This window comes from Thalassospira lucentensis (assembly GCF_050516545.1).
Taxonomy (GTDB): domain Bacteria; phylum Pseudomonadota; class Alphaproteobacteria; order Rhodospirillales; family Thalassospiraceae; genus Thalassospira; species Thalassospira lucentensis_C.
In genome coordinates, this window is record NZ_CP191544.1 from 93,819 (window position 1) to 120,007 (window position 26,189).

23 protein-coding genes are annotated in these 26,189 nt (G+C 51.5%); 10 read left to right on the forward strand and 13 right to left on the reverse strand.

What is annotated here, in order from left to right; genetic code table 11:
* The first annotated feature begins 5 nt into the window (after nucleotides 1–5).
* The 3 genes from ACQ0MK_RS00450 (at nucleotide 6) to ACQ0MK_RS00460 (ending at nucleotide 3,703) form a co-directional block, all read left to right on the forward strand.
* On the forward strand, nucleotides 6–1,031 hold the full coding sequence (locus ACQ0MK_RS00450) for a Gfo/Idh/MocA family protein (protein WP_430474343.1): 1,026 nt from the start codon (nucleotides 6–8) through the stop codon (nucleotides 1,029–1,031).
* 36 nt (nucleotides 1,032–1,067) lie between these two features.
* Entirely contained in the window at nucleotides 1,068–2,909 is a 1,842-nt protein-coding gene (gene apnL / locus ACQ0MK_RS00455) for a D-apionate lactonase (protein WP_430474344.1), read from the forward strand.
* A 65-nt stretch (nucleotides 2,910–2,974) separates the two neighbouring features.
* Nucleotides 2,975–3,703 carry a transcriptional regulator NanR gene (locus ACQ0MK_RS00460; RefSeq protein ID WP_430474345.1) on the forward strand — a complete coding sequence of 243 codons (729 nt, stop codon included), beginning with the start codon at nucleotides 2,975–2,977 and terminating at the stop codon, nucleotides 3,701–3,703.
* Between the two features lie 490 nt (nucleotides 3,704–4,193).
* Here ACQ0MK_RS00460 and ACQ0MK_RS00465 read toward each other — a convergent pair whose 3' ends face one another.
* Nucleotides 4,194–4,955, reverse strand: coding sequence for a GntR family transcriptional regulator (locus tag ACQ0MK_RS00465; protein WP_430474346.1), 762 nt, complete (start codon nucleotides 4,953–4,955; stop codon nucleotides 4,194–4,196).
* Between the two features lie 311 nt (nucleotides 4,956–5,266).
* Here ACQ0MK_RS00465 and ACQ0MK_RS00470 point away from each other — a divergent pair, with 311 nt between their 5' ends.
* The 7 genes from ACQ0MK_RS00470 to ACQ0MK_RS00500 all read left to right on the forward strand — a co-directional run bounded on the left by ACQ0MK_RS00470 (nucleotide 5,267) and on the right by ACQ0MK_RS00500 (nucleotide 13,069).
* A complete protein-coding gene (locus ACQ0MK_RS00470) occupies nucleotides 5,267–6,265 on the forward strand; it encodes a TRAP transporter substrate-binding protein (RefSeq protein WP_430474347.1) in 999 nt (332 codons plus the stop codon).
* Nucleotides 6,266–6,336: 71 nt separating this feature from the next.
* The gene (locus tag ACQ0MK_RS00475) at nucleotides 6,337–6,891 is read left to right on the forward strand and encodes a TRAP transporter small permease (RefSeq protein ID WP_430474348.1); all 555 of its coding nucleotides are present in this window, start codon (nucleotides 6,337–6,339) and stop codon (nucleotides 6,889–6,891) included.
* The gene (locus ACQ0MK_RS00480; RefSeq protein ID WP_430474349.1) at nucleotides 6,888–8,174 is read left to right on the forward strand and encodes a TRAP transporter large permease; all 1,287 of its coding nucleotides are present in this window, start codon (nucleotides 6,888–6,890) and stop codon (nucleotides 8,172–8,174) included. Before ACQ0MK_RS00475 ends, ACQ0MK_RS00480 begins: the two co-directional genes overlap by 4 nt.
* Nucleotides 8,171–9,193: a 4-hydroxythreonine-4-phosphate dehydrogenase PdxA gene (locus ACQ0MK_RS00485; protein ID WP_430474350.1), complete on the forward strand. Its 1,023-nt coding sequence runs from the start codon at nucleotides 8,171–8,173 to the stop codon at nucleotides 9,191–9,193. The genes ACQ0MK_RS00480 and ACQ0MK_RS00485 overlap by 4 nt, the downstream gene beginning before the upstream one ends.
* Before the next feature lie 170 nt (nucleotides 9,194–9,363).
* Nucleotides 9,364–10,536 (forward strand): L-rhamnonate dehydratase, encoded by a 1,173-nt coding sequence (locus tag ACQ0MK_RS00490; protein ID WP_350047251.1) that lies wholly within the window; start codon nucleotides 9,364–9,366, stop codon nucleotides 10,534–10,536.
* An 11-nt stretch (nucleotides 10,537–10,547) separates the two neighbouring features.
* Nucleotides 10,548–11,534 (forward strand): AraD1 family protein, encoded by a 987-nt coding sequence (gene araD1 / locus ACQ0MK_RS00495; RefSeq protein WP_430474351.1) that lies wholly within the window; start codon nucleotides 10,548–10,550, stop codon nucleotides 11,532–11,534.
* A 20-nt stretch (nucleotides 11,535–11,554) separates the two neighbouring features.
* Nucleotides 11,555–13,069 carry an aldehyde dehydrogenase (NADP(+)) gene (locus tag ACQ0MK_RS00500; protein WP_430474352.1) on the forward strand — a complete coding sequence of 505 codons (1,515 nt, stop codon included), beginning with the start codon at nucleotides 11,555–11,557 and terminating at the stop codon, nucleotides 13,067–13,069.
* A 304-nt stretch (nucleotides 13,070–13,373) separates the two neighbouring features.
* Here the strand turns inward: ACQ0MK_RS00500 and larB are convergent, their stop codons facing one another.
* From larB to ACQ0MK_RS00560, 12 genes are all read right to left on the reverse strand, one after another.
* The gene (gene larB, locus ACQ0MK_RS00505) at nucleotides 13,374–14,030 is read right to left on the reverse strand and encodes a nickel pincer cofactor biosynthesis protein LarB (protein WP_430474353.1); all 657 of its coding nucleotides are present in this window, start codon (nucleotides 14,028–14,030) and stop codon (nucleotides 13,374–13,376) included.
* Nucleotides 14,027–14,812, reverse strand: coding sequence for a hypothetical protein (locus tag ACQ0MK_RS00510; RefSeq protein WP_430473305.1), 786 nt, complete (start codon nucleotides 14,810–14,812; stop codon nucleotides 14,027–14,029). Before ACQ0MK_RS00510 ends, larB begins: the two co-directional genes overlap by 4 nt.
* A 2-nt stretch (nucleotides 14,813–14,814) precedes the next feature.
* Complete coding sequence (locus ACQ0MK_RS00515) at nucleotides 14,815–16,068, reverse strand: LarC family nickel insertion protein (RefSeq protein WP_430473306.1); 1,254 nt, start codon at nucleotides 16,066–16,068, stop codon at nucleotides 14,815–14,817.
* Nucleotides 16,065–17,357 (reverse strand): nickel-dependent lactate racemase, encoded by a 1,293-nt coding sequence (gene larA, locus ACQ0MK_RS00520; RefSeq protein WP_430476036.1) that lies wholly within the window; start codon nucleotides 17,355–17,357, stop codon nucleotides 16,065–16,067. The genes ACQ0MK_RS00515 and larA overlap by 4 nt, the downstream gene beginning before the upstream one ends.
* Nucleotides 17,358–17,374: 17 nt before the next feature.
* Nucleotides 17,375–18,613 (reverse strand): glycerate kinase type-2 family protein, encoded by a 1,239-nt coding sequence (locus tag ACQ0MK_RS00525; protein WP_430474354.1) that lies wholly within the window; start codon nucleotides 18,611–18,613, stop codon nucleotides 17,375–17,377.
* Between the two features lie 16 nt (nucleotides 18,614–18,629).
* Nucleotides 18,630–19,472, reverse strand: coding sequence for a fumarylacetoacetate hydrolase family protein (locus ACQ0MK_RS00530; protein WP_430474355.1), 843 nt, complete (start codon nucleotides 19,470–19,472; stop codon nucleotides 18,630–18,632).
* A gap of 35 nt (nucleotides 19,473–19,507) precedes the next feature.
* Nucleotides 19,508–20,260, reverse strand: a complete 753-nt coding sequence (locus tag ACQ0MK_RS00535) for an SDR family oxidoreductase (protein ID WP_430474356.1) — start codon at nucleotides 20,258–20,260, stop codon at nucleotides 19,508–19,510.
* An 89-nt stretch (nucleotides 20,261–20,349) separates the two neighbouring features.
* Nucleotides 20,350–21,423 carry a mandelate racemase/muconate lactonizing enzyme family protein gene (locus tag ACQ0MK_RS00540; RefSeq protein ID WP_430474357.1) on the reverse strand — a complete coding sequence of 358 codons (1,074 nt, stop codon included), beginning with the start codon at nucleotides 21,421–21,423 and terminating at the stop codon, nucleotides 20,350–20,352.
* A gap of 93 nt (nucleotides 21,424–21,516) precedes the next feature.
* Complete coding sequence (locus ACQ0MK_RS00545; RefSeq protein ID WP_430474358.1) at nucleotides 21,517–22,527, reverse strand: ABC transporter permease; 1,011 nt, start codon at nucleotides 22,525–22,527, stop codon at nucleotides 21,517–21,519.
* Nucleotides 22,528–22,531: 4 nt separating this feature from the next.
* Entirely contained in the window at nucleotides 22,532–23,533 is a 1,002-nt protein-coding gene (locus ACQ0MK_RS00550) for an ABC transporter permease (protein WP_430474359.1), read from the reverse strand.
* Entirely contained in the window at nucleotides 23,526–25,082 is a 1,557-nt protein-coding gene (locus tag ACQ0MK_RS00555; protein ID WP_430474360.1) for a sugar ABC transporter ATP-binding protein, read from the reverse strand. Before ACQ0MK_RS00555 ends, ACQ0MK_RS00550 begins: the two co-directional genes overlap by 8 nt.
* 107 nt (nucleotides 25,083–25,189) lie before the next feature.
* Entirely contained in the window at nucleotides 25,190–26,176 is a 987-nt protein-coding gene (locus ACQ0MK_RS00560; protein WP_430474361.1) for an ABC transporter substrate-binding protein, read from the reverse strand.
* Nucleotides 26,177–26,189 lie beyond the last annotated feature (13 nt).

Genomic DNA, 26,189 nt, shown 5'->3' on the forward strand with positions numbered 1-26,189 from the left:
TTCGTATGTTAAAAGGTGCTTTAATTGGATGCGGGTTCTTTGCACAAAATCATCTGTGCGCCTGGCGCGATATTGATGGTGTTCGTATCACCGCTCTGTGTGATCGCGATGAACAACGCCTGAGCGAAACCGCAAAACGGTTCGGTATTGAAAACACCTATACCGACGCGCAACAGATGCTTGCCCGTGAACAGTTGGATTTTGTCGATATCGCAACGACAGTAGAAACACATTTGCCGTTGGTCGAGATGGCAGCACAAGCTGGCGTTCATATCATTTGCCAGAAGCCTTTTGCGTCTTCGATGGATGATGCAGGCAAGATGGTTTCAATGGCTGACAAATCTGATGTTACTTTGATGGTGCATGAAAATTTCCGCTGGCAGTCAGCAATTCGTGCTGTCAAAAAGCAGATTGATGACGGGGCAATCGGAGACGTTTTTTGGGGACGTGTCAGTTTCCGGTCAGCCTATGATGTTTATTCCGGGCAGCCATATCTTGCGACGGATGAAAAATTTATCATTCAGGATCTTGGCATCCATATTTTGGATATTGCCCGGTTCCTGTTCGGGTATGTCAGTTCGATCTCTGCCAGAACAAAACGCGTGAACCCGGATATTCGCGCCGAAGATGTCGCAACCATGATGCTTGATCATGACAACGGCATCACGAGTATTGTTGATTGCAGCTATGCCACGAGCCTGCCGGTCGAGAGTTTTCCTGAAACCCTGATTGAGGTTGATGGTAGCAAAGGGACGTTGCGCCTGAGCTCTGGCTATCAGCTTACGTGTCACAATCATGATGGCACACGGCACATCGATGTTGCACCGCCACTTTTGCCTTGGGCAGAAAGGCCATGGCACAATATTCAGGAAAGCGTTTTCAATATCGAGCAACACTTTGTTGATTGTCTGCGCGAAAACCGCCAGCCAGAAACATCAGGGCATGACAATCTGAAAACGCTGGCACTTGTTTATGGTGCCTATCAGTCAGCGGATAATGGTCTGCAGGTGATCAAGCTCGGAAACGGGTGACCTTCTTTTCCCCGGCTACCCAAGGATTATGAGTCGATGAGCAAGGTCAGCCAAGCAAGTCCTGTCAGGACCTTCAAAGCAGGCCCGCTGCAAGTGCGTTTTGAGCACGGGAACCTGAGATATGTCCAATATCACGGGACAGAGATATTACGTGCAGTTTCCTATGTTGTACGAGATAGGGACTGGGGCACACTGTCGCCTGTTTTGTCCGATATCGTCATTGACGAAACCCCCGACAGGTTTTGCATTTCCTATATTTCAACGTGTCAGAACAACGATGTCGAACTTGCGTTGAAAGCCGAAATCATCGGGACAGCGGACGGGATGCTTCGTTTTGCCGTTGATGCCACGCCCGATGGCCGTTTTGAAACCAATCGGTGCGGTTTTAATGTACTTCATCCGATTGACGGGGTTGCCGGGCAGTCTGTCAGGGTTGAGCATTGCAATGGTGATATCGAAGAAACCACGTTCCCCGATCTGATCGAGCCTTGGCAACCCTTCAAATCCATCCGTAGATTGACGCATTATCCCGACGCGGGTCTGACGGCAACCTGTCTTTTTTTGGGTGACGAATTTGAAATGGAGGATCAGCGTAACTGGTCTGATGCTTCTTTTAAAACTTACGTTCGACCCATTGAACTTCCTTGGCCGTATCTTTTGGACGGTGCGAAAACAAACACGCAATCCATAGAACTTTCAATCGAAAGCAGCACGGTCCGATCAGCAGAAGGATTAGCCAAGGAGAAAGGCCAGGCAGAGGATACGCCGATCCATGTGATCCCAGAAATTGGTTCGGGGCACGTTTTCCCGAAAACAGGCTTGGTGATAACGCCCGAAGAGGCAAATCAATCTCTTGCGTGTCTGGATGTTTTGAGAAAGCTCGCCCCACAGGTCCTGCTGTGTCATTTCGATCAGACTGTCGGACATGTAGGGACGGATTTATCGGCGTTTGCGGCTCTTCAAAAGCAATTTGATGCGCAATATGAACTTGAATATGTGGTCGTCTGTGATGGCAATCTTGATCAGGAATTCAGGGCGCTAAAAGACGATCTGGCGCATGCTGGTTTCAAGCCTGATAGTTTGTTGGTGTGTCCCTCGGTTGATCGGCAATCAACGCCGCCAGGAAGTGAATGGCCAGACTGCCCACCTCTTGCCGATATCTATAACGCCGCCCGAAAGGCCTTTCCGGACATTTCGTTGGGCGGGGGAATGTTGAGCTACTTTACGGAGCTTAACCGAAAGCGGCCTCCAGTGGATATGCTTGATTTCGTCACCCATGCGACCAATCCCATTGTACATGCGGCAGATGACGAGAGTGTTATGGAAACGCTAGAGACATTGCCGCATATTTTCCGCTCCGCTCGCGCCATTCTTGGTCCGGGCAAAGAGTATCGTTTGGGGCCGACCACCATCGCCATGCGCCAGAACCCTTATGGTTCACGCACATTTCCCAATCCGAATGGAGAGCGGATCTGCATGACCCATGACGATCCCCGTCATCGGGAACAGTTCGGGGCGGCTTGGGTAATCGGTTATGGAATGCAGGTTTCTGCAACTGATATTAGTCGTTGGGTGCCAGCCGGGGTGTTTGGCGCACGCGGCATTGTTGATGCTGAAAGTTCAAGTTTTTTGCCGATCGGCGATGTCGTGGAGACGTTTTCAGCAATGGCAGGGAAACCTGTTTTGCCTTGCCGTGTTGATGATCAAAAACGAATTGCAGCTGTTGCCGTTGACGATGGAACCCATATCACGATGCTGGTGGCCAATCTTACCGGGCAATCAGTCAATGTGGAGATCGGTGGTTCGGTGGGGCGCAAAGCACTTGGCGCTTACGGAACGCTGCAACTCGAATTACCACGCTCCGAGGTTCTCAATTGACTGGAGATACGCTAGAAGTTTGCACAACAAGATAAAACTTCAGAATGGTATGGAACCACATTCGGATGAATAGTTGGGAAGATACAGGCGACGATAAAAAAATCGTCCGGCGCAAACTTTCAGACCAGGTGCTTGAACGGCTGCGCGAGATGATTGTGCGTGGTGAATTAGGGCCAGGTGATCTGATGCCGTCAGAGCGCACCTTGATGGAGCGTTTTGGTGTCGGTCGACCGGCAGTTCGCGAGGCGATGCAATCCATGCATACTTTGGGGCTGATCAACATTTCCCACGGTGAGCGTGCCCGTGTGAGCGAGCTGTCCGCAGACCTGATGTTCCGACAGATGGATATGGTTGCGCGCATGTTGTTGTCAGCATCGCCTGACAATCTCGAACATCTCAAGGAAGCACGTCGACTATTTGAAGTGGGGATGGTCCGGATTGCGGCGCAGAATGCGACGGCAGATGACGTCGAAGACCTAAAAGGTTTGATTGAAACACAGCGCGAAAAACTTGGAGATGCGGCGGCCTTTATCAAGAGTGATATGGCCTTTCACATCAAGGTATCGAGCATTTCGGGCAACCCGATTTTTCAAGCCGTAAGTGAAGCGATGCTGAATTGGGTTTTCAATTACCACACCGACTTGTTGATCTGGTCAGGTCAGGAAGATGTAACCCTCCGAGAGCACAGCGAAATTGTGAAGTGTATTGAGAAGCAAGACTCCGAACAGGCCGCCCGGGAAATGCAATCACACTTGAATCGCTCCAATGACCTTTATCGTCATCGGGAAGGCTGAATAGCATCACATCAGTTCGCAAGACGTGTGTCTCGGTGTGACCGGATTTGAATGTCGGACAACGATCGTGCAAGGTGCAGCAGCATGTTTGAAGGAGCGGCCCGAATAGAGTGATGGGGGCCTGTAGCGTGGCGACTTCGACTCAAACAATCTTCTAGAGAATGAAGATTTGAAAAAATGTCAGCTTTTCTGTCAATTCCGCAGTTTTTTGTCAGTTTATGTGTCAATCCATGTCAACTTATCTGGCAATCTGAAATGCTAAGGCATTGATTTTGCAAGAAGTCGAATGTCATCTTTTGTGGCACCTGACAAATGTTCATATTATATGAGCATTGCTGCATCGCTCTCAAATTCCCCATACTTTTAAAAGATTGATTGCCACCTGAGTTGTCATAATTAGGGATTATAACGCGTTGCTGACTGAGGCAAAAAAAGAAGGCCCCCGCTTTCGCGGGAGCCAGTTCCAGCAGTGCCGGTCTCTTGTGTTCTTTTATTCGTCGTTATCGTGATGTTCATGTGCGCCAACCTGACCATCCTCGCTTACCTTGGTCCATGTGCTGCCAAGGTGATTGCGCATAAGGTCATTCAGTTTGGCGGCATCACGGCTTTCAATGGCTTTGAGGATTTCTTCATGTTCCGTAATAGCCGTTGGCCATTTGGTGTTGCGCATGTTCGATCGATACCGAATGCGGTACAGCCTGGCATTCATGCGTTCATGGGTTTCAATCAGCAAGGGGTTTCCCGACGCCAGAACTAGGGCGCGGTGAATGCCTTGATTAAGCTTGAAATAAGCCAAACGGTCTTTGCGGGCAAAGGCTGCGAGCATTTCATAATGCAATGCGCGGATTTCATCGATTTCTGCGTCGGTCGCGCGTTTACAGGCAAGTTCCCCGGCGAGGCCTTCGATGCCGCCGAGGAATTCCAGCATGTGTTTTACATCTTCCGGGCTGGGATTGGCAGCAATTGCCCCGCGGGATGGCAGTAGTTCAACCAAACCGTCAACAGCAAGTATGCGCAAGGCTTCGCGTAGTGGCGTGCGTGATACATTAAGCTGTTGGGCCAAGGTGCGTTCGCGGATTGGTTTGCCCGGTGGGATGATGTCCTGAACGATCATGTCACGCAGAACATTGGCGGCCTGCTGCGCAAGCGGCAGGTCACTGTTTTCCGAGATGGTTGCAATTGGCGCATTAGTAATCTGCTCGTTGGTGTCGAGCCCGGATTCTGACATGGCATCTAGTGTGAAGTTACTCAAGCCGTTCTTCCCTGCGTATCGTTATTACCCGAACAATACGATGGCAAAGGGGTAAGAGCAAGGTAAAAATGGTATACCAAAATAAATGGTATACCATCTCCAGGAGGGTGGCGGCGAAATATCGGTGCTTTTACAAAGCTTAAATGTATGAAAAATGGCGGAAAATGAGATTAAAACTGGATTTTTTGAGAGGGCGTGGATTTTTCATTGACTCCCGGTATCTTTCATATGGTATACCAAAATTAAGCATGGCAAAGATCGTGCGTTCCCAGCTACCGGTGAACAATGAAATCTATAAACGGGAGGAATACATGACCCACACAGGTCGTATCCGTAATTTAATCACTGCCGTTGCTTTTGGCAGCATCGCGTCCATGTCCGCACTCGCTACTGCAAATGCAGCAGATGAGATCGTATTTGCCATCAGTGCCGAGCATGGGTCTCTTCAGGCGAATACTGCCGCTGAATTCACCCGTCTTGCCAATGAACGCCTTGGCGAGAAGGCAACCGTGAAGCTTTTTGACTCTGCCCAGTTGGGTAAGGACAAAGAGCTGATGCAGCGCCTGAAGCTTGGGACGGTCCAGATTACTCTGCCATCCTCGACCATGCCGACCATTGCGGACAAGTTTGCCCTTTTTGATCTTCCGTTCCTTGTGAAGGACCGTGATCAACTGGCAAAAATTGAAGAGTCCGTTTTCTGGCCGACTGTTGCCCCACAGGCTGAGGAATCCGGCTACAAAATCCTCGCTCTTTGGGAAAACGGTTTCCGTCAGATCACCAATAATGCCCGTCCAATCAATGTGCCGTCCGACCTCGATGGCATAAAGCTGCGGACCCCGCAGTCCGAATGGCGTGTTGCGATGTTCTCCAATTACGGTGCAAATCCGACACCGATGGCATTTTCTGAGGTCTTTGTTGGCCTTCAGACTGGTGTGATCGATGGTCAGGAAAACCCGTTAACCAATATCGAAGCGGCCAAACTTAACGAAGTTCAGAAATATCTGACACTGTCCGGTCACATTTATTCCCCGTCTTACCCGACCATGTCGGTCGCGGCCTATAATGATCTTGACCCGGAAGTGCGTGATATTCTGGTTAACACGGCGCGTGAAGTGGCACTTTGGTCACGTGATGCTGGTGCCAAGGCGGACAAGGATCTTCTTGATGAACTCACAACTGGCGGTATGGAAGTTAATACTGCTGATCGTGACGCATTTGTAGAAGCATCCAAGCCGATCTATGCCAAGTTTGCATCCGAAATTGATGGCGGCCAAGCCTTGGTCGACGCCGCACTTGCAACAGCGAATTAAACCGGGTTGGGGCAACCATCCCATCGGTTGCCCCGCTTTTGCGAATTTCGTTTTCGATAGGAGAGAACGCGATGCAGCTTGCTGCAGTTCTGTTCCGGCGCACACTAGAAGTCTTCACCATGACATTGATCACGCTTTTGGCGCTGATTGTGATTGTGGCAGTGATCTTCCGCTATAGCGGTAACTCATTGGTCTGGTACGACGAAGTTGCTTCGGTGATGTTGGCCTGGATTACATATTATGGTGCTGCTTTGGCCGCAGTACGTCGATCTCACCTTAGTTTTTCGGGTGTTCTTCTTGCCCTGCCGCTTGCTCTGCGCAAGGTCGTCTTCCTGAGCGGCGAGGCCATCGTGATAGCCATGTTTGCCGCGATGGCTTGGGCTGGCTGGTTTGTGCTTCAGATTATGGGCGGCGAGACGCTTATATCTCTACCGTGGGTCGGATTACAGTTTACGCAATCTGTCATTCCTATTGGCTGTGCCTTGTTCGTGATTGGTCAGCTACTGAGCCTGCCAGAAGCATGGCACCGCATGGTAACGGCACTTGATGTTGAAACCGAAGAAATGAACCATGAAATCGCCAAAGCCAAACAAGGCGATTCGCCGATCAATGAAAGGGCAGCATGATGGCCGTTTCAATCATTCTTCCTTTGATGTTTTTTCTGGTTTTCATGGGGGTGCCGATTGCGGTTTCCATCGGTGCTGCGGCATTGGTGGGCGTATATTCCCTGCATGGTGTTCCGGGATTCTATAATGCCGCTCTTGCCCTGTTTGATGGTGCGACCAGTTTCCCGTTGATTGCAATTCCGCTGTTCATTCTGGCCGGTGCCTTGATGAATACATCATCAATTTCGCGCCGTCTGATCGAGTTTGTCTCCGCCCTGATCGGGTTCATGCGTGGCGGACTTGCGATGGTCAATATCGGGGTTTCGCTGTTCTTTGCTGAAATATCAGGGTCGGCAGTGGCTGATGTTGCCGCGACCGGTTCAGTTCTGATCCCGGGCATGAAGCGCAAGGGATATAAAGGGACTTTTGCTGCGGCGATTACGTCGTCGTCGGCATCACTTGCCATCATTATCCCGCCATCCATCCCAATGATCCTGTATGGCGCACTTTCTGATACCTCGATCGTTCAGTTGTTTGTTGCCGGTGTTGTGCCGGGCCTTCTCGGCGCCTTCGGGTTGATGTGTGTAAGTTATTACTTCGCCGTCAAATATGACATTCCGCGCGATGAACGGTTTGATCTGAAACGGGTCCGCAAAACCTTTGTCGATGCAGCTTGGGCACTGACGCTGCCGTTCATCATTCTTGGCGGTATCTTTGGGGGGCTTGTGACAGCAACCGAAGGCGCCGGTCTGGCCGTGGTGGCCGCCGTGGTGATTGGTGCCTTTATCTATCGTGAACTTGATTTTTCAATGTTCCTTGATGCTCTGCGCGAAGGCATCAACCAAACGGCAACGGTGATGTTGCTGGTGGCGACATCGGCTGTCCTTGGTCTTTACCTGACGGAAGAAGGCCTGCCGCAGATGCTGGCAGCGGCGATCACGGGCTTTACCGATGATCCGTTCGTTGTGCTGATGTTGCTTAACGTTTTGCTGCTGGTGCTTGGCTGCATTCTGCACGGGGCAGCAGCAATTATTCTGGTGGTACCAATTGTACTGCCCCTGATCCAACAGGTCGGGATCGACCCGGTCCATTTTGGGATCATTCTGACACTTAACCTTGCAATCGGTCAGCAGACCCCACCTGTCGCCAGTGTTCTGGTGACATCCTGCTCGATTGCCAAAACAGATATCTGGGAAACGACCAAGGTCAATGTGCCTTTCATCGGCGTGCTTGTTGCGGTGCTTCTTGCCGTCACGTACTTGCCGTTTATTCCCATGACGCTTGTGGAGATCTTCTACCGATGACAACGAATGTAAAACCGCGTTTGGCGGTAATCCCCGGTGATGCCAATGGTATTGGCCCGGAGCTTCTTTTACGGCTTCTGTCACGCAGTGACATACGTGAAAAGGCAGATGTGGTTGTGATTGGGGACAAATGCCTGATTGAACGTGGCCGCAAGGATTCTGGTCTGGATATTGATCTGCTTGCTGTGAATGACCTTCCGACAAGCTGGCCGACCGACGCCTATCCTTACATCGAAACATCTTTCTTCGATCCGGACCAAATCAAACCGGGTGTGGTTGATGCCAAATCCGGGGCGGCAAGTCTGAGAACGCTTGATGTTGCCCTTGATCTGGCATGCGATGAAAAAGTCGATGGCATCCTGTTTATGCCGTTTAACAAAGAAGCCATGATCCGTGGTGGTATGGGGCATGAGGACGAGTTGCATTATATGGCAGAACATATCGGTCATGACGGACCGATATGTGAGTTCAATACCATGGAAGGCATGTGGACCAGCCGCGTGACCAGCCATATTGCGCTGGCACGTGTGGTGGAAAACATTTCAGTCGACCGCATCGTCGATGCTGTTCGCCTGATTGCCGATGCGCTTGTTGCCAATGGTATTGATCAGCCACGTGTTGGTGTTGCTGCCCTTAATCCGCATGCCGGGGATGGTGGCAATTTTGGTCGCGAAGAAATTGACATTATCGCGCCTGCAGTAGCAAAGGCCAAAAGCCTTGGTCTTCCGGTCGAGGGTCCATGGCCTGCTGATACCATCTTTTTGAAAGCACAGGCAGGTGAGCTTGATGCGATTGTGACGATGTATCATGACCAGGGTCAGATCGCGATCAAACTGCTCGGCTTTGATCGCGGTGTCACGGTTCAGGGTGGTTTGCCGATCCCCGTGGCAACACCGGCCCATGGCACAGCCTATGACATTTCTGGTCTTGGTAAGGCCAATGTCGGTGCTACCCTTGCGGCATTTGAAATTGTTGTACGCATGGGTGGCAGCCGCCGACAGGCCCGACTGGCCGCATAAAGCCATTTGGTAAAGGCCGGGGTGTGCTTTTACGCGCGCCGGCCAAGTAACCGGCTCTTTCCAAAATAGTGGATCAACCCGGAGGCCGCGCAAGAACCGTTCTTGTGTGAACGCCACCGCTTTGTCCAAAAGCCCGGAATATGGGCACTGCATCGAAAAGGATGATCGTAATGAAAATCAAAAATATCCGCACGCGGGTTCTGCGCTGGAACGGCAAAACTGTCGCGCCACAAGCCAATTTCTGCACCAATGCATCAGATGCGCTTTATGAGCGCGGCGACAGCATGGGCTCGTTCCGTTTTCATGAATGGCTGATCTGCGAAGTTGAAACCGATGACGGTATTGTTGGCATCGGTAATGCTGCTTTGGCCCCGACAATCACCAAACAGATCATTGATACGTATCTTGCGCCACTGGTCATTGGTGAAGACCCGTTTGATAACGAATATCTTTGGCAGAAAATGTATCGCCGTACCCATGCTTGGGGCCGTAAAGGTGTTGGCATGGTGGCAATTTCGGCGATTGATATTGCGTTGTGGGACATCATGGGCAAGGCTCTTGGCAAGCCGGTGTTTAAACTGCTTGGTGGACGAACCAAGGAACAAATTCCGGTCTATGCATCCAAACTGTACGGGCAATCGATTGATGCTTTGGCCCAAGAAGCTCAAAGCTATGTCGATGAGGGCTTTGATATGGTCAAGATGCGCTTTGGCTGGGGGCCAAAAGATGGTCCGGCAGGCATGCGCAAAAACCTTGATCTGGTCAAAACTGTGCGTGAAGTTATCGGCCCTGACCGTGACTTGATGCTGGAATGCTACATGGGCTGGAACCTTGAATACACCAAGCGCATGTTGCCCAAATTGGCCGAATTCGAACCCCGTTGGCTTGAAGAGCCGGTCATTGCAGATGATCTGGCAGGCTATGCAGAACTCAACAATATGAACATCGTACCAATTTCTGGTGGTGAACATGAATTCACCAATTTTGGTTTCAAGACACTGCTTGACATGAATGCGCTCAGTGTCATTCAGTACGATACCAACCGGGTTGGCGGTATCACTGCCGCGCAGAAAATCAATGCGCTGGCCGAAGCATATCAAGTGCCGGTCGTTCCCCACGCAGGCCAGATGCACAACTATCATTTGACCATGGCTAATCTGAATTGCCCGATTTCCGAGTTCTTCCCGGTGTTTGACGTCGAAGTCGGGAATGAGTTGTTCTACTATGTCTTCAAAGGTGATCCTGTGCCCAAAAACGGTTTCATCGATCTTGATGATAATCTGCCGGGTCTTGGTTTGGAAATTGCCGAAGACGCTCTTGGTGAATTCGAGATCATTGAATAGGAACCATGAACATGCGTTTGGTTCAGTTTATTACCGAAAACGGGAAACGTCGTGTCGGGGTTGTGGATGGGGATAATATCGCACCGTTGGCCGGTGTTGAAACCGTAAGCAAGCTCGCCGCAATTGCGATTGACGGCGGAATGACCATGATCGAGGCGGCGGAATGCCGTCTCGATGAGGCACGTGAAAGCTATGACTTCATTGTATCTAGTGGTCGATTGTTATCACCGATTGATCATTCTGACCCGGCCCATCTTTTGGTGACGGGAACCGGGTTGACCCATTTGGGATCGGCGTCAGCCCGTGCGAATATGCACCAAGCCACAAGTAAGGCTGCGGACGAAACTGATTCGATGAAGATGTTTCGATTGGGCCTTGAAGGCGGGAAACCGGTGTCGGGCGAAAAAGGTGTTCAGCCTGAATGGTTCTACAAAGGGGACGGGTCAATTATCGCCGCGCCCGGTGATGATATTCCAAGCCCGTCCTTTGCACTTGATGGTAGCGAAGAACCGGAAATTGCCGGGGTCTATATCAATGATCCGGATGGAACACCGGTGCGCGTCGGGTTTGTGATTGGGAATGAGTTTTCCGATCATGTGATGGAACGTCAGAATTATCTGTATTTAGCGCATTCCAAATTGCGTGCATGTGCGATTGGGCCGGAATTATTACTCGGCGAGTTGCCGGGGCATGTTGAAGGTGTCTCGCGGGTTTATCGCGATGGTGAGGTTCTTTGGGAAAAGCCGTTTGTCAGTGGTGAGGAGAACATGTCACATTCCATCGACAATCTTGAATATCACCATTTCAAATATGATTTATTCAGGCGCCCGGGGGATATTCATTTGCATTTCTTCGGGACTGCGACGCTCAGTTTTGCCGATGGTGTTCAGACCCAAGACGGCGACGAATTCGAAATCACGGTAGAGCCGTTCGGGCGACCTGTACGCAATCGCCTTGCAGTTCAATCAGCAGAACCGATTAAAGTTCGCGTGATCTGACCAAGGCAACGGAGAATTTGATGTCCTATACCCTAACCGGCAAACATCTGATCGCAGGCGACTGGGTCGCAGGTGATAACACGTTCCAGTCCGAACCGGCACATGGCCCGGCCAATACATTCCCGGTCGGAACCCCGACCCTTGTGGATCAGGCAGCCAAAGCTGCCGAAGACGCATTCTGGACGTTTGGCTATGCCACCCGCGAAGAACGCGCAAAGCTTCTAAACACCATTGCCGATGAAATCGATGCACGCGGTGACGAAATCACCGAAATCGGCACGCAGGAAACCGGTCTGCCCGAAGCCCGTCTTCAGGGCGAGCGTGGCCGCACAGTTGGCCAGTTGCGTTTGTTCGCAAGCCACATCCTTGATGGGGCCTATCTTGATCGTCGCTATGACGAAGCATTGCCTGATCGTGCGCCATTGCCGCGTCCGGATCTGCGTTTGATGCAGCGCCCGATTGGCCCGGTTGCCGTATTCGGTGCCTCGAACTTCCCGCTGGCCTTTTCGGTTGCCGGTGGCGATACCGCAGCGGCCCTGGCCGCAGGCTGCCCGGTTGTGGTAAAGGGCCATTCCGCCCATCCGGGAACCGGTGAAATCGTTGCACAGGCAATTGATGTGGCAATTAAGAAATGCGGTGTTCATCCCGGCGTCTTCAGCCTTATTCAAGGTGGCAAGCGCGATGTTGGCCAAAGCCTGGTGCAGCATCCATTGATCAAGGCGGTCGGCTTTACCGGATCGCTTGGCGGTGGTCGTGCGCTGTTTGATCTGTGTGCAGCACGCCCGGAACCGATCCCGTTCTTTGGCGAACTGGGTTCGGTCAATCCGATGTTTATGATGCCTGCTGCCGTTAAGGCACGCGGTGCTGCGCTTGGTACGGGGTGGGCCGGGTCACTGACCATGGGTGCGGGGCAGTTCTGCACCAATCCGGGGATTGCGGTTGTGATTGACGGGCCGGATGCAGATGCCTTTATCGCATCGGCCAAAGAAGGTCTTTCGGGCGTTGCCGCCCAGACCATGCTGACCGATGGCATGGCAGAAACCTATCGCGCCGGGGCCAAACGGATTGCCGGAACGTCTGGTGTGAAAGACGTTCTGACCACGTCATGTGATCTTCGTAATGCAACACCTTATCTGTTTGAAACCACCGGTGAGAACTGGCTTTCAAATCATGAACTGGGTGAAGAGGTCTTTGGGCCGCTTGGTCTGGTGGTGCGGGTTAAGGATGTTGCAGAAATGCGCACCATTGCCAAATCGCTTGAAGGTCAGTTGACCTGCACGCTGCATCTGGACGCCGATGATGCGGCCGATGCCCGTTCATTGCTTCCGATCCTGGAACGCAAAGCAGGGCGTGTTCTGGCCAACGGTTTCCCGACCGGGGTGGAAGTTTCCGACACCATGGTTCATGGCGGGCCGTATCCGGCATCGACCAACTTTGGTGCGACATCGGTTGGAACGATGTCGATCCGGCGTTTCTTGCGTCCGGTTTGCTATCAGAACATTCCGGCGGATGTCCTGCCGGCTGATATTGCCTGAAGCTAATCAGGCATTTCGATTAACTGGCATGTGATGACGCCGAACCGTCTGGCCAGAAAGTTTGAAGATACCAAACCGAGCTGCGCCGCTCGGTTTGATTCTTTTTCCTTGAAGGTCATTTCTCCTCGCTGAATGTCTTTACGCGCTAATTAAACAATCCGCTTGTCATAACTCGGGGATATGGATTTGGTTAAACCAATTGGTTATTGATAGGCCGATTGTGTAGGTAGGCTGAGTACGAACCTTTCAAATCCTCATAGCTGAAATTTTTGTTTCGGCTAAAAGTGTTAAGGTTGGTCGGTATTTATCGTGTTGCGGCATTCAGAATCTTGATGGCGGCGGCCGCCGCCCCGAAACCATTGTCGATATTTACGCTCAGAATGCCCGGCGAACAGCTGCCCAGTGCAGATTCTAGTGCTGTTCTCCCGCCCGCCGTTACGCCATACCCGACAGAGGTTGGCACCGCGATCACGGGTGCCCCGACCAACCCGGCCAGAACACTGAACAAAGCACCTTCCATTCCGGCAAGTGCGATGATGATGCGGAATTTCTGAATGTCCTCGATCCGGTCAAGCAACCGCCAAAGACCGGCCACACCAACATCCTGGATCATGGTGCTGTCATACCCGCAAAAGGCCAATGTTCTTTGCGCCTCGGTTGCCACCGGAATGTCAGACGTGCCCGCCGCAATGATCCCGATCCCCGATTGACCAAGTGGTCCTGTCTTGCCAACAATCCCGGTTGCCGAAACTTGGTCATAGTCAAGCTTGGCACGGTTGTCGTCATTAAGTCCCTGACAGGTTTCCGGCGTAAGGGCTGTCAGGAAAAGCGGGCGTTCGCGCATGATCGCATCTTCAATGATGATGTTGATTTGCTCAGGCGATTTTCGGGCGCAATAAATCGCTTCGGGAAAGCCGGTCCGGTTTTGCCGGTCCCAATCGGGCTGATGAACGTTTTTCATGGTCTGTCCTGAATAAACATCGCACCCCGCTGATAGGGGCGCAGGCCCATAAGCGCGCGATCATTAATCTTGCAACGTTCTGCAATCCGGGCTTGAATTTCGGAGGTTATTTCGCTTTCGGGAAGTTCGATGATCACACCTGATTTTGTAATCCGGCATCTGACATCCCCGCTTAGGCCAAGCTCGTTGCTGAGATACCCTTCGATGCTATCGACAAAGGCAAGATCGTTTGGATCAATCGCAATGCCGGTTTCTATGCGGCTGGCAAGGCAAGGCTGCGCTGGAAGTTCTGCAACATCATCCAACCCAAGTTCGCGGGCAAGTGCGCGGATGTCTGATTTTGCCATACCGGCATCAACAAACGGGTGAATAACATCCCGTTCCGATGCCGCAAGCAATCCCGGCCGATATTCCCCCAGATCATCAAGATTTGCCCCTGATGCAATCGGGGCCGCCGTCAAACTGCGTATCCGGTCATATAAATTGGTCTTGCAGAAATAGCACCGATTAACCGGATTATCGCGATAGCGCGGATCATCAAATTCACCCGTCCCGGTCACGGTTAAGTGCCAGTTTTGCAAACGCCCTGCATCGCGCACCCGAACCGTCGCAGCGGGCTGCACAGCAGGCGATACAGCATGCAGCATTTCAATCCGATCAGGTGCCACCATGTGGGCAAATGTTGCAAGCGTCATGCTGTCCACACCACCACTCACCGCGATTGCGATGCGTGGCTGCGCAAGGATAATATCGGCAAGGGCTTGGTGAGAAGTCAAAACCATGCTCACCCCTTTTGTTCGGCTTTTAGTTTGGCTTGTAATTCGGCTTGATATTTTTGACGACGGCGGGAATGCAAATCTTCGCCGGTCAAATCATCATGTTCAACCTTACACGATGTAACCCCCGCTGGTCGCGCAACGGACTTTGTCCGAATACCCGTTTCATCACGGGCCTCAGTCCGGCGCAAGATACGCCGTTCGCTCACCTGATGACGAAGCCCGATGGTCGATGTCTGGGCAAAACACGCATCCATTACTTGGTCTGCCAAGGCAGGCTGCGCCAATAACCGGAACGACGTCACTGCGCGGTTTTTCTTGCCCTGACCAATCAATAGCACCAGATCAATCACCCCGTCACAATCGCGCAAAATCTCGGACGCGGTAGCAAGTTCTTCGCCGGTCATATCGTCGATTTCAAATTCAATCACCGTGACATGGTCCTGATCGTAGGTCATATCGCGTGCCGCCGATGCTGCATCAAAGTGCAATGCGCGCAAAATGTTTGGCAATTCCTTGATGGTGCGGGTTCCCGCCCCGACACCACTTGCCAACAACTTTTTTGCACCTGCTGACGGCGTGTCGGTATCTTCCGGATCAATCAGATATTTCAGGATTGCGGCACCGGTCGGGGTCACACGTTCACCCGAAACTCCATCATCACACCAGGTAAATCCGGCCAGAAGTTCTGCTGTGGCCGGGGCAGGCACAGGCAATAACCCATGCCGGGTTTTGACAAGCCCGCCGCCGCGCGGCAAGTCCGATACACTCCACTTGGTATCGGGCAAGGCAGCAATGATGCTGCCTGCAATCACGACATCCAAAACCGAATCCCAATCGGCAATCTCGTGAAAATGAACGTCCTTTATATCAACCGCATGGGTTTTTGCTTCGGCTTCCGCCAAAATCGTTAAGATGGCACAGGCAACCTCAATCGTGCCCGCTGCCAGTTCAGAAGACCGGATATAGCCAACAATATCGGTGTATGCGCCAGACCCTATGCGGTGATCGTGTTCGTGATCATGCCCATGATCCGATTTGCCATGCGCTTGATAATCCGGGTTAAAGACCAGATTGAACGTTTGGGCATGCATGCCGTTTTTGCGGATTTTCACAAGTTCGACACGGCCAACATCGGCTGGAAGAATGCTTTTTATATCCTGATCGATGCTAGGGCGCAGATGCGGGATCACATCAAGCATTGCGGCAATAAACATATCGCCGGCAATCCCGCCAACAGCATCAAGATGAATATGGTTCATTCATTATTGCCCGACACCGGAATGACATAGGGGCCTTCGGGGATGATCGCCACGTCAAAATCGCCGCTTTGCACGATGCTCTGCGCAATTGCCTGATCAAGATCATCCACGACATCGACACAGGTGATACGTTTTTCTTCCTCACTTAACCCCTTGGTATAAAGCTGCACCTTGCCAACCCGCATCGGTTTAAGCTGCATTTCGGTTTGCCATTCGTCGATATCGGCAAGTGTCTTGGCCTTAAGCGTTGCCAAAAACCGCTCCGACCCAAGATCGGCCAACCTTGCCTGTGCATCGCGGAATTCCTCGGATCCAAACCCTTCGGAACATTCTGATGCAATGATCAAGGTCCCGCCGGGTTTCAGGATATCCATCGGGGTGACCATGCCCTTGACCGTCTGATAATAGGTTTTATCAAGCGGATAACCAGCAGACGACGTAACCACGGTGCTGTATTTCCGGCCAACATCAATACGGGTTGCTTCTGAAATATAGCTCACAGCGGCAAGGTGGCTGGCGATGATTTCGCCAAATGTCACATGAACAAGGTCACGGTCTTCATCCAGAACGGTGTTCAGCGCATATGTCTCGCCAAGCTTGCGAACGATTTCAAGCTGCTCTTCATGCAACGGATTGCCTGCAAGATTGCATTGAACCGCCAGCGGGTCTTCCATGAAACGGGCGGAATGGAATGTGCGGATGGTTTCATGTCCGGCGACACCCGGGGCAACAACTTTGCGCCCGCCTGACCACCCGGCCATGAAATGCGGCTCAACCAACCCTGTTGCAATCCGAAGATCGGCCTCGACCAGACGTTTGTTGAGCTTGACCGGAACACCGCGGGTTGGCGTGACGCCAAGATCAATCAGATCGTCTTCGTTGCGCGCATAGTGGTTTTCAACCCGGACATTCTCCAAAACCCATGGATCACCGACAAGTTCTTCAAGCTCTTCATCCAGATTGGGACGGTGCAGCCCCGTCGCGACCAGAACACTGATCTCGCTTTGCGCGATACCTGCTGCAACCATCGTCTCGATCATCGGGCGCAGGAACAGCTTATTGGGAACGGGGCGGGTAATATCGCAAATCAGGATACAGGCACTTTTGCGATTTTTCGCCAGCTCCAAAAGCGGGGCGGCATCAACCGGATTTTCAAGGGCGTTGCGAATGGCAACCTGATTGTCAGGAAGCTTGGCAAGCTCGGCCTTCCGAATGACGGTCGTGCGCGCAGTGTCGGGCAGTTTTACCGAAATAAATCCACGGCCATAGGCAAGTTCGGGGGGGGGAATGGGGCATCGGAAGCGCCTTACTTTATCAGAATTGCACGAAAATCATTCACATTGGTCAAGGTCGGACCTGTATGTACCAAGCGATCAAGTTGATGGAAAAAAGTCCATGCGTCATTGTTCGCAAGATAGGAACCGGCATCAAGGTTCCGTTTACGCACTAAGGCGGTAAACGTGCCATCAAACCAGGCACCAGCATTGTCTTCAATGCCATCAATGCCGTCCGTGTCGCATGCAATTGCGGCAATGCGTGGTTCGTGTCCGATCGTTTCGAAAAGGGACAATAGAAATTCCGCATTTCTTCCTCCCCGTCCATTACCCTTCACCGTAACAGTGGTTTCCCCGCCCGACAGCAACACACAAGGAGACATAAATGGTTGATCGTGCATAAGGATTGAACGCACGATCCCGCCAAAAACACGAGCTGCTTCGCGCGCTTCACCTTCGATCGCGTCGCCAAGAATATAGGGCGTTATTCCTAGGCTCCGTGCTTTGTTTGCTGCGGCTTCAAGGGAGATCATCGGTGTTGCCATCATATGTACGGTGGCTGGAATGGAAGATGCAGGTGCCAAGTTTTTCAATATTGCCTGTTTCACACGGTCCGAAACGGGAATATCCAGGCTTTGCAGAATTGCAAGTGTATGTTCGGGATTGCCCGTTTCTGGAATGGTTGGACCGGACCCAATTGCAGAGGGTGCGTCACCCGGTACATCTGAAATCAGGTATGTCACCAAACGGGCAGGATGTGCCATTTCTGCAAGTCGTCCTCCCTTTATGGCGGAAAGCGATTTCCGAACTGTATTCATTTGATCAATCGGCGCTCCTGAGCGCAGCAATGCCTGATTGATATCCTGCTTTTCTTTCAGGCTAATGCCTGTTGCAGGCAAGCTTAGCAAGGCTGATGCTCCTCCAGATATCAAGCATATAACCAGATCATCCTTCGTTGCCGATGATACGAGATCAGCAATTCGGGTCGCAGCATCAACTCCGGCCTGATCGGGAACAGGGTGGGCAGCTTCGACCACTTCAATATGTCGGGTCGCCGTCGCATGCCCGTATCGGGTGACAACAAGACCGTGGCACGTATCGGGCCAGTCATCCTCGAAGGCCGCGGCCATTTTGGCCGCTGCCTTTCCGGCGCCGACAACAATTGTTTTCCCTTTGGGGGCAGGTGGGCGCAGCCGGCTGAAATTTCCGTCTGGTACGGCCGCATCCAAAGCGGAATCAAACAGGGCTTTCAGAATGTGAAAATCAGTCATAGCTGCGCCTTGTGTCCTATCCCTGGACAACGATCTGGCGTTGTTCGCCCAGCCCGTCAATGCCAAGGGAAATAACATCGCCGGGTTTCAGGAAGATGTTTGGTGTTTGACCAAGTCCAACGCCCGGAGGGGTCCCGGTCGAGATAATGTCACCTGGTTGCAGGCTCATGAACTGTGACAAGTAAGACACAAGATGGCGAACGCCATAGACCATGGTTTTCGTCGACCCGTCCTGAAAACGACGATCATTCACATCAAGCCACATGCCAAGGTTTTGCGGATCGGCAATTTCGTCACGGGTGACAAGCCATGGGCCGGTCGGACCAAAGGTGTCAGCGGACTTTCCTTTGGTCCACTGGCCTTCACGTTCTGCCTGAAAGGCTCGTTCGGAAACATCATTGATCAGGCAGTAACCAGCCACATGATCCATGGCGTTTTCTTCGGTAACATATTTGGCGGTTTTGCCGATCACGACACCCAATTCGACTTCCCAGTCGGTTTTTTCGGAATTGCGCGGAATTTCTACATTGTCATTCGGGCCGCAAATTGCCGATGTGGCCTTCATAAAAATGATCGGTTCGGGCGGGACGGTTGCGCCGGTTTCAGCGGCGTGGTCAGAATAGTTCAGGCCAATGCAAATGAACTTACCCGTGCCAGAGACACAAGCGCCCAAACGCGGATTACCCGTGACAACAGGAAGGCTTTCGAGATCAATATCCTGAAGTTTTTCAATAATGTCTGGTTGCAATGCTGCGCCATTGATGTCCTGGACATGTTGAGACAGGTCGCGAATATTATTTTGTGCGTCAAGGATGCCCGGTTTTTCCTGCCCAATCGGGCCGTAGCGTAACAGTTTCATTTTTGTCTCCAAGTGTGCGTCTATTTGAATAAAAATCAGGTTGTCCAGCCGCCATCAATGTTATGCGTCTGTCCCGTGGTAAAGCCGGCCTCGTCAGAGGCAAGATAGCAAGCGAGTGCCGCGACTTCTTCGGCCCGGCCAAGGCGCCCCATTGGTTGGCGGGCAACAAAGGCAGCGCGGGCTTCTTCGTAATTGCCTTGGGCACGCATGCGGTCCTGAAGGGAAGGGCTGTCAATCGTGCCGGGGCAGATGACATTGCACCGAATACCCTTGGCAACAAAATCCGCAGCGACAGATTTCGTCATGCCAATGACAGCTGCCTTGGTCGCACCATAGATGAACCTGTTGGGAACCCCGGAAATAGAACCGGCTACCGAAGCAATATTGACGATTGATCCGGCACCCTGATCAAGCATTCCGGGAAGGAAAGTCTTCATCATGTGGAACAACGAACGGACGTTTAACTCAAAGGAAAATTCATAATCCTTATTGCTGCATTCAAGGATGGTGCCACCGGCAACAAAACCCGCACAGTTGAACAGGACGTCGGTGCTGCCGGTCTGGCGGGAATAGTGTTCAATGGCGTCATTTGAGGTGACATCAAGGATGTCTGTCTGGATTGTTAAACCCTTATCTGCTGCTTCATGTTTTAACGAGGCAAGCGTGTCAGGGTTAATGTCAGTCGCATAGACTTTGCCGCCTTCATAGGCCATGCGCAGGGCGGTTGCCCGGCCAATGCCAGCACCTGCCGCAGTCACAACGCAGGTTTTCCCTTCAAGTCTTTTCATTTTATGTCCTTTTTGATTTTGCTCCGGGCAACATATGGCGAGCCTGTACACTGTTCAGATGAACAGGGAGCGTTGATTTTCGGCGGTTTTCAGGTGTCGTTTGCGTCTTTGAGTTTTGCCCAATCAAAGGAAACACCAGTGCCCGGTGTGTTCGGTGCAATTGCCATATTGTTTTCAACAACCAGTGGCCGCATGGTGTATTGATCAATCGGGAAACTGTGCACTTCGATCAGCCCGGCATTTGATTGTGCACCAACCAGACTGACATGGAGCTCTTGCATGCCATGTGAACACACCGGAATGTTGTATTTGTGTGCTTCCTTGGCGACGCGTAGAAAACCTGTTATCCCGCCACAGTTCGACGCATCAGGTTGAATAAATGACAGGTTAGCCTGATCAAACGCATATCCAAATTCATGCATGGTATGAAGGTTCTCACCCATTGCCAATGGAATGTCGGTTTCGCGGGCAATCTGAGCATATCCTGCATAATCATCGGGAATAATCGGTTCTTCAAACCAGAGCAGGTCAAAAGCGCTGAATTGATTTGCGGCAACAATTGCCTGATCAATGTCATAGGCATAGTTGGCATCAACCATGAAAGATGTTTCCGGGCCAATCAGTTCTCGAACTGCTTTTATACGTTCAATGTCTTTGGCAAGGTCTTCGCGACCGACCTTGATTTTGACCCCATTAAACCCGCGCTTCAGATATCCTTCAACCGTCAACAGAAGCTTGTCTATTGAGAAGTTGAGATCAATGCCACCGCAATAAGCCTTCGATTTATTCGATATTCCTCCGGCCATTTTCCACAATGGGGTTTGCGTGATCATTCCACGCAAGTCCCACAATGCGATATCAATTGCCGAAATGGCAAAGGACGCAATGCCTCCTCTGGCCACGTAATGCATGTGCCACTGCATCTCATCGAACAGGTGGTCAATATCGGTTGCGTCCCGACCGATCAGGAAATCTGCAAGATCATTTTCGATCATTGCCTTGATGGCATGACCACCACGCCCGCCGGTATAGGTATAGCCTGTTCCAGATGCACCATTGTTGAGTTCGATCGTGACTGTCACCAGTTCGAAATGTGTGTGATCACCATGTTTTGCATCAGTCAGCACCTCAGCCAGCGGAATTTTGAATAATTGCGCTTTCACGGTGCGAATTATTGAAGATTTATTTGTCATTGTGGATGTCTGCCAGGTTGCAGTGTGATCGGGGACAGTGAGAACGAATTATTGTTTTGGATGTCAGTTTCTGCGCGGGGAAAGATTGACTTTGGCTGTCATTCGGGCCTGTAGCAGGATCACGACAAACAGAAACGCCCCACGAATGACGGATTGCCAATGAGCACTGAGGCTAATGATCCCGCGTCCATTTTCGAAATTCAGAACATTGAACAGAAGGCCGAGCAAAAGGGCACCAGCAATGGTTGCGGGAACGGATCCCATGCCGCCGGTCAAAAGTGTTCCACCGACAACCACGGACGCAATTGCGGATAGTTCCCATCCGAGCCCTTCCAGAGGTTGCCCTGCGCCAAAACCTGAGGCAAGGAATACGCCGGCAAGGCCAGCACAACCACCACTGAAAATATAGACAATACATTCCGTGCGTTTAACGCTCAGTCCCATCAAGTGGGAGGCTTCCTGACCGCCGCCAATGGCCAATACTGTCCGGCCCAATGACGTGTGTTCAAGGACTATCCATGCGATAATTGCGATGATTGCAACGATAAGAATGGTCCATGGGATGATGTCGAATAATTTCCCCATGCCAAGTGCGGTAAAGTTGCTTTCCCATGAAATGGAGACGGTTTGCGCATCAGAAATCACCAATGCGGCTCCCTTCGCTCCAAGCATTGATGCCAGTGTTGCGATAAACGGAGGAATACGCATTGCGACAATCATAAAGGCGTTGATTGTGCCAATCGCCATTCCGGCAAGTATCCCGCCGGGAAGCGCGTATTCAAGGCCATGTTCACTTAGGAATGCGGCAATAACGCTGGAAAAAGCTGCGACAGAACCGACAGAGAGATCAATACCGCCGGTCATAATGACAAAGCACATGCCCAAAGCGATGATGATGAACATCGAATTGTAGTTCAGAAATGAAACGATGTTATAGGCGCTGCCAAAATTGTCATACCGTAACAGGGCAAATGCAATCAGGATAATCAAGGCAGCCCAGATGCCCATGGCCTGTGTTGAGCTTGATGTGCCCAGAAGACGCCGCAGGTCAAATGTTTGTGGGTCAAATTGCATTGGCTTATTCCTTTCGGCTTTGCTGGATATAGACCGCAGCGACGATAATCATAGATTTCGCAATCAAGGCGACTTCATCAGCCACGCCATTTGCCAACAAAGTGTATTTCACCAACTGGATGATCATTGCGCCGAGCACGGCACCAAAAATCGGGGCTCTGCCACCGGAAAGAACTGCGCCGCCAACAACGGCTGCTGCGATCGCATCAAGTTCCATCAGATTGCCAATACGTGCAGCATCGGAAGCCGAATTGATGGCAACAACAATCAGACCGGCAATGCCGGCAAGGCCGCTACAGATTACATAGGCGGTGATTTTGACCTTGCGCACCGGCGCTCCGGCAAGGTGAGCCGATTGCTCGTTCCCCCCAATGGCAAGCAGATATCGGCCGAACAGGGTTTTGCCCACGACCCATGCGATGACTGCGGCGATGGCAAGGGCAAGCCAGCCTTGAAATGGGAAACCGAGAAGTTTGCCCGTTCCCAGAAGGCTGAAACTTGGCATGTTGAAGGTTTGGAGCTGTCCATTCGTCATGACCATGGCAATGCCACGACCGGAAATGAACAGGATCAAGGTTGCAATGATCGGTTGAACTTTGAGCACGCAGACCAGCGCACCATTAAACAGGCCGCATAAAGTTGCCATCAGGATGGGAACTAAAATCGACAGGATCAGTCCGATTATCGGATATTCTATCCCAAACTGAGACTGGAAGATGATCGGGGCAAGTGCGCCTGCAACAGCCATGACGGCCCCTACTGACAAGTCAATGCCACCTGTTGCAATTACAAGGCTCATCCCAACCGCAACAATTGCAATTGTTGCGACCTGTGAAATGTTCACAAACAGTGTCTGCATTTGCAAGAAGTTGGGGGTGACAGCAATGTTAAACGCCAAAATGATCAACAATGCGACAAGGCCGCCATGTTTACGGAAGCTGAATTTCGGGATGATCAGTCCCCGGACGGTTTGCTTTGTTGCTGCCGCGACATTTGTGTCAGACATGAACATTCTCCTGACGAGTAACGGCTTGTTGTTCTGGCGTGTGATGGTGTGCAATTGCACGCACAAGACTGTCTTCAGTGATGCCGGGGTTTTTTAGTTCGGAAACACTTATGCCGTCCTGAAGCACGACGATCCGGTCAGCGCCTTCGACAAGTTCTTCGAACTCGGAGGAAATCAGCAATACAGCAAGGCCTTTGTCGACATATCTGCGAATGATGGACTGAATTTCCAGTTTGGCGCCAACATCGACGCCACGGGTTGGTTCATCCAAAATCAGCAAAGAAGGATTGGTGACAAGCCAGCGGGCCAGAAGAACCTTTTGTTGATTGCCGCCTGACAGTTCCCTGATCGGTTGATCCATATGCGCTGTTTTGATCCCCAGCGCTGATATGAAGGATGCGACAAGGTCTTTTTCGCGGGCGTGGTTAATATGACCAAATCGGCTAAGGTGCGGCAAAAGTGCGAGTGTCAGATTCTCACGTACTGACATGTCGGGGATGATCCCTTCTGACTTACGGTCTTCGCTCAGGAAGCCGATTCCTGCGGCAATTGCCTGTTTGGGTGTGGTGGGTTGGGGGACACCTTTTGCCAGATGAATGGCGCCACGTGTTAATGCGTCTACGCCAAAAATGGCGCGTGCGGCTTCGGTGCGTCCCGACCCAAGAAGTCCGCCCAGGCCGACAATTTCACCCCGATGGATTTTGAGGTCGAGTTTGCGAAGCAAGCGTTTGGTTGCAACATTTTCAGTCTTGAGAATGATATCGCCCGTTTTGGCTTCTCCCTTGGCGAATTCGGTCATGCCTGCAGATTCAATGTCATCCGCATTCCGCCCAAGCATGTTTGCAATCAAATCAAGTTTGTTGGTGTCTTTGATGGCAACGTTTTTAACTGTTTGCCCGTCCCGCATGATTGTGACGCGGTCACATATTTTGAACAGCTCATCAAGGAAGTGACTTACATAAAGGACCGATACGCCAGATTCTTTTAAGGATTTTACGACCGAAAATAATACGGCGGCCTCATTATCATCCAGCGAGGATGTCGGTTCATCCATAATAACAAGTTTGGCATTGAGCGACACGGCCCGTGCTATGGCCACAAGTTGCTGAATGGCGGTTGAGTAATTTCCAAGCGGTGCTTTTACATCAATATCAATGTTGAAACGTGCCAGAATTTCTTGTGACCGACGGTGTGCTTCTTTCCAGTTTATAAGCCCGCCAATACGCCGTGGTTCGTAGCCAAGAACAATGTTCTCGGTGACACTGCGCAATGGCACCAAAGTAAGTTCCTGATAAATTGTGCTGATACCGCTTGTTTGGGCTTCACGCGGGTTGGAAATGCTTGATGCTTCGCCATTGAAATTTATCGTGCCACTGCCGCGCCGATAAACACCCGTCAAAATTTTGATCAGGGTCGACTTTCCGGCACCATTTTGCCCGATCAGTGCATGGACTTCTCCATGACCTATTTCAAGTTCGGCACCACGTAAGGCTGATACGCCTCCGAATGCCTTGTTGATGTCGTGCATCTTTAAAAGTGAGGAATGCATTATACTACCTTTTCCGAGAAAAAAGGTCGGGAAAGCCGGGGGTGCAAATATGCACCCCCGACATGCTCAGATCATTGAAGGGCGAACTGTCGGTCAGGGAGAGAAACCTAGTAGGCTTCGTCAATGAACTGGGCAGCATTTTCCTTGGTGAAGATGCGATCTTTAACCTGTACCCAAGGTTCGATTTTGTCGCCATCCGCATAACGCTGCATCACGTCGCAGGCCAGTGGGCCAAAGAATGGGCTGGATTCAACCGTCACACCCATTTTGCCATCAATAATGGCCTGAAGGGCATCGCGCGTTCCGTCAATTGAAACGATCAGAACGTCCTCGCCTGGTTTGCGTCCGGCAAGTTCCAGTGCCTGGATTGCGCCGATTGCCATTTCATCGTTATGGGCATAGACGATGTTTACATCCGGATGCGCCTGTAGCAGCGTTTCCATGACCTGACGTCCCAAATCGCGGGCAAAATCGCCGCTTTGCGATGCGACGATGGTCATGTTGTCGTGTTTGGCCATGACATCGTCAAAGCCCTTTTTGCGATCATTGGCCGGGGAAGAGCCTGTGGTTCCTTCAAGTTCAACAATAACGCCTTTGTCGCCTTTGAAGTTTTCCAGCGTCCATTCGGCGGCACGTCGGCCCTGTTCAATGAAGTCGGACCCCATAAAGGCAACGAAATGTTCGCCCGCTTTTGCGACATTCTTGTCAACACTGCGGTCCACGAGGAATGTCGGAATGCCAGCAGAACGGGCGCGCATAACCGCAGCAATCAACGGTTTTTCTTCTCGTGGCGGCAGGAACAGAACGTCAATGCCTTGCGCAATCATGCTGTCGACATCGGAGACCTGTTTGGCAGCAGAGCCTGCTGCATCTGTCGTGATAAGATCCCAGTTACAGGTCTCGGCGGTGTCCTTGAAGCTTTTGGTCTCGGCAATACGCCAGGGGTTGTTACTTTCCATCTGGGCGAAGCCGACCTTGTACTGGTCTTTCTTTTCAAGGGTTGGCAGGCTTTGCGCGGATGCCATGCCAATGGCTGTTACCGAAAGACCTGCGGCAAGCACAAGAGTCGATGTAAGTGTCGTCAAACGTTTCATGGTAGTCCTCCCG

What these genes read in the sequence shown, in the direction of transcription:
- ACQ0MK_RS00545 (WP_430474358.1), bottom strand. Translation starts at nt 22,527, where the DNA reads ATGCAATTTGACCCACAAACATTTGACCTGCGGCGTCTTCTGGGCACA.
- ACQ0MK_RS00475 (WP_430474348.1), top strand. Translation starts at nt 6,337, where the DNA reads ATGCAGCTTGCTGCAGTTCTGTTCCGGCGCACACTAGAAGTCTTCACC.
- apnL (WP_430474344.1), top strand. Translation starts at nt 1,068, where the DNA reads ATGAGCAAGGTCAGCCAAGCAAGTCCTGTCAGGACCTTCAAAGCAGGC.
- araD1 (WP_430474351.1), top strand. Translation starts at nt 10,548, where the DNA reads ATGCGTTTGGTTCAGTTTATTACCGAAAACGGGAAACGTCGTGTCGGG.
- larB (WP_430474353.1), bottom strand. Translation starts at nt 14,030, where the DNA reads ATGAAAAACGTTCATCAGCCCGATTGGGACCGGCAAAACCGGACCGGC.
- ACQ0MK_RS00485 (WP_430474350.1), top strand. Translation starts at nt 8,171, where the DNA reads ATGACAACGAATGTAAAACCGCGTTTGGCGGTAATCCCCGGTGATGCC.
- ACQ0MK_RS00450 (WP_430474343.1), top strand. Translation starts at nt 6, where the DNA reads ATGTTAAAAGGTGCTTTAATTGGATGCGGGTTCTTTGCACAAAATCAT.
- ACQ0MK_RS00490 (WP_350047251.1), top strand. Translation starts at nt 9,364, where the DNA reads ATGAAAATCAAAAATATCCGCACGCGGGTTCTGCGCTGGAACGGCAAA.
- ACQ0MK_RS00530 (WP_430474355.1), bottom strand. Translation starts at nt 19,472, where the DNA reads ATGAAACTGTTACGCTACGGCCCGATTGGGCAGGAAAAACCGGGCATC.
- ACQ0MK_RS00555 (WP_430474360.1), bottom strand. Translation starts at nt 25,082, where the DNA reads ATGCATTCCTCACTTTTAAAGATGCACGACATCAACAAGGCATTCGGA.
- ACQ0MK_RS00535 (WP_430474356.1), bottom strand. Translation starts at nt 20,260, where the DNA reads ATGAAAAGACTTGAAGGGAAAACCTGCGTTGTGACTGCGGCAGGTGCT.
- ACQ0MK_RS00550 (WP_430474359.1), bottom strand. Translation starts at nt 23,533, where the DNA reads ATGTCTGACACAAATGTCGCGGCAGCAACAAAGCAAACCGTCCGGGGA.
- ACQ0MK_RS00515 (WP_430473306.1), bottom strand. Translation starts at nt 16,068, where the DNA reads ATGAACCATATTCATCTTGATGCTGTTGGCGGGATTGCCGGCGATATG.
- ACQ0MK_RS00560 (WP_430474361.1), bottom strand. Translation starts at nt 26,176, where the DNA reads ATGAAACGTTTGACGACACTTACATCGACTCTTGTGCTTGCCGCAGGT.
- ACQ0MK_RS00460 (WP_430474345.1), top strand. Translation starts at nt 2,975, where the DNA reads ATGAATAGTTGGGAAGATACAGGCGACGATAAAAAAATCGTCCGGCGC.
- ACQ0MK_RS00480 (WP_430474349.1), top strand. Translation starts at nt 6,888, where the DNA reads ATGATGGCCGTTTCAATCATTCTTCCTTTGATGTTTTTTCTGGTTTTC.
- ACQ0MK_RS00470 (WP_430474347.1), top strand. Translation starts at nt 5,267, where the DNA reads ATGACCCACACAGGTCGTATCCGTAATTTAATCACTGCCGTTGCTTTT.
- ACQ0MK_RS00510 (WP_430473305.1), bottom strand. Translation starts at nt 14,812, where the DNA reads ATGGTTTTGACTTCTCACCAAGCCCTTGCCGATATTATCCTTGCGCAG.
- ACQ0MK_RS00500 (WP_430474352.1), top strand. Translation starts at nt 11,555, where the DNA reads ATGTCCTATACCCTAACCGGCAAACATCTGATCGCAGGCGACTGGGTC.
- ACQ0MK_RS00525 (WP_430474354.1), bottom strand. Translation starts at nt 18,613, where the DNA reads ATGACTGATTTTCACATTCTGAAAGCCCTGTTTGATTCCGCTTTGGAT.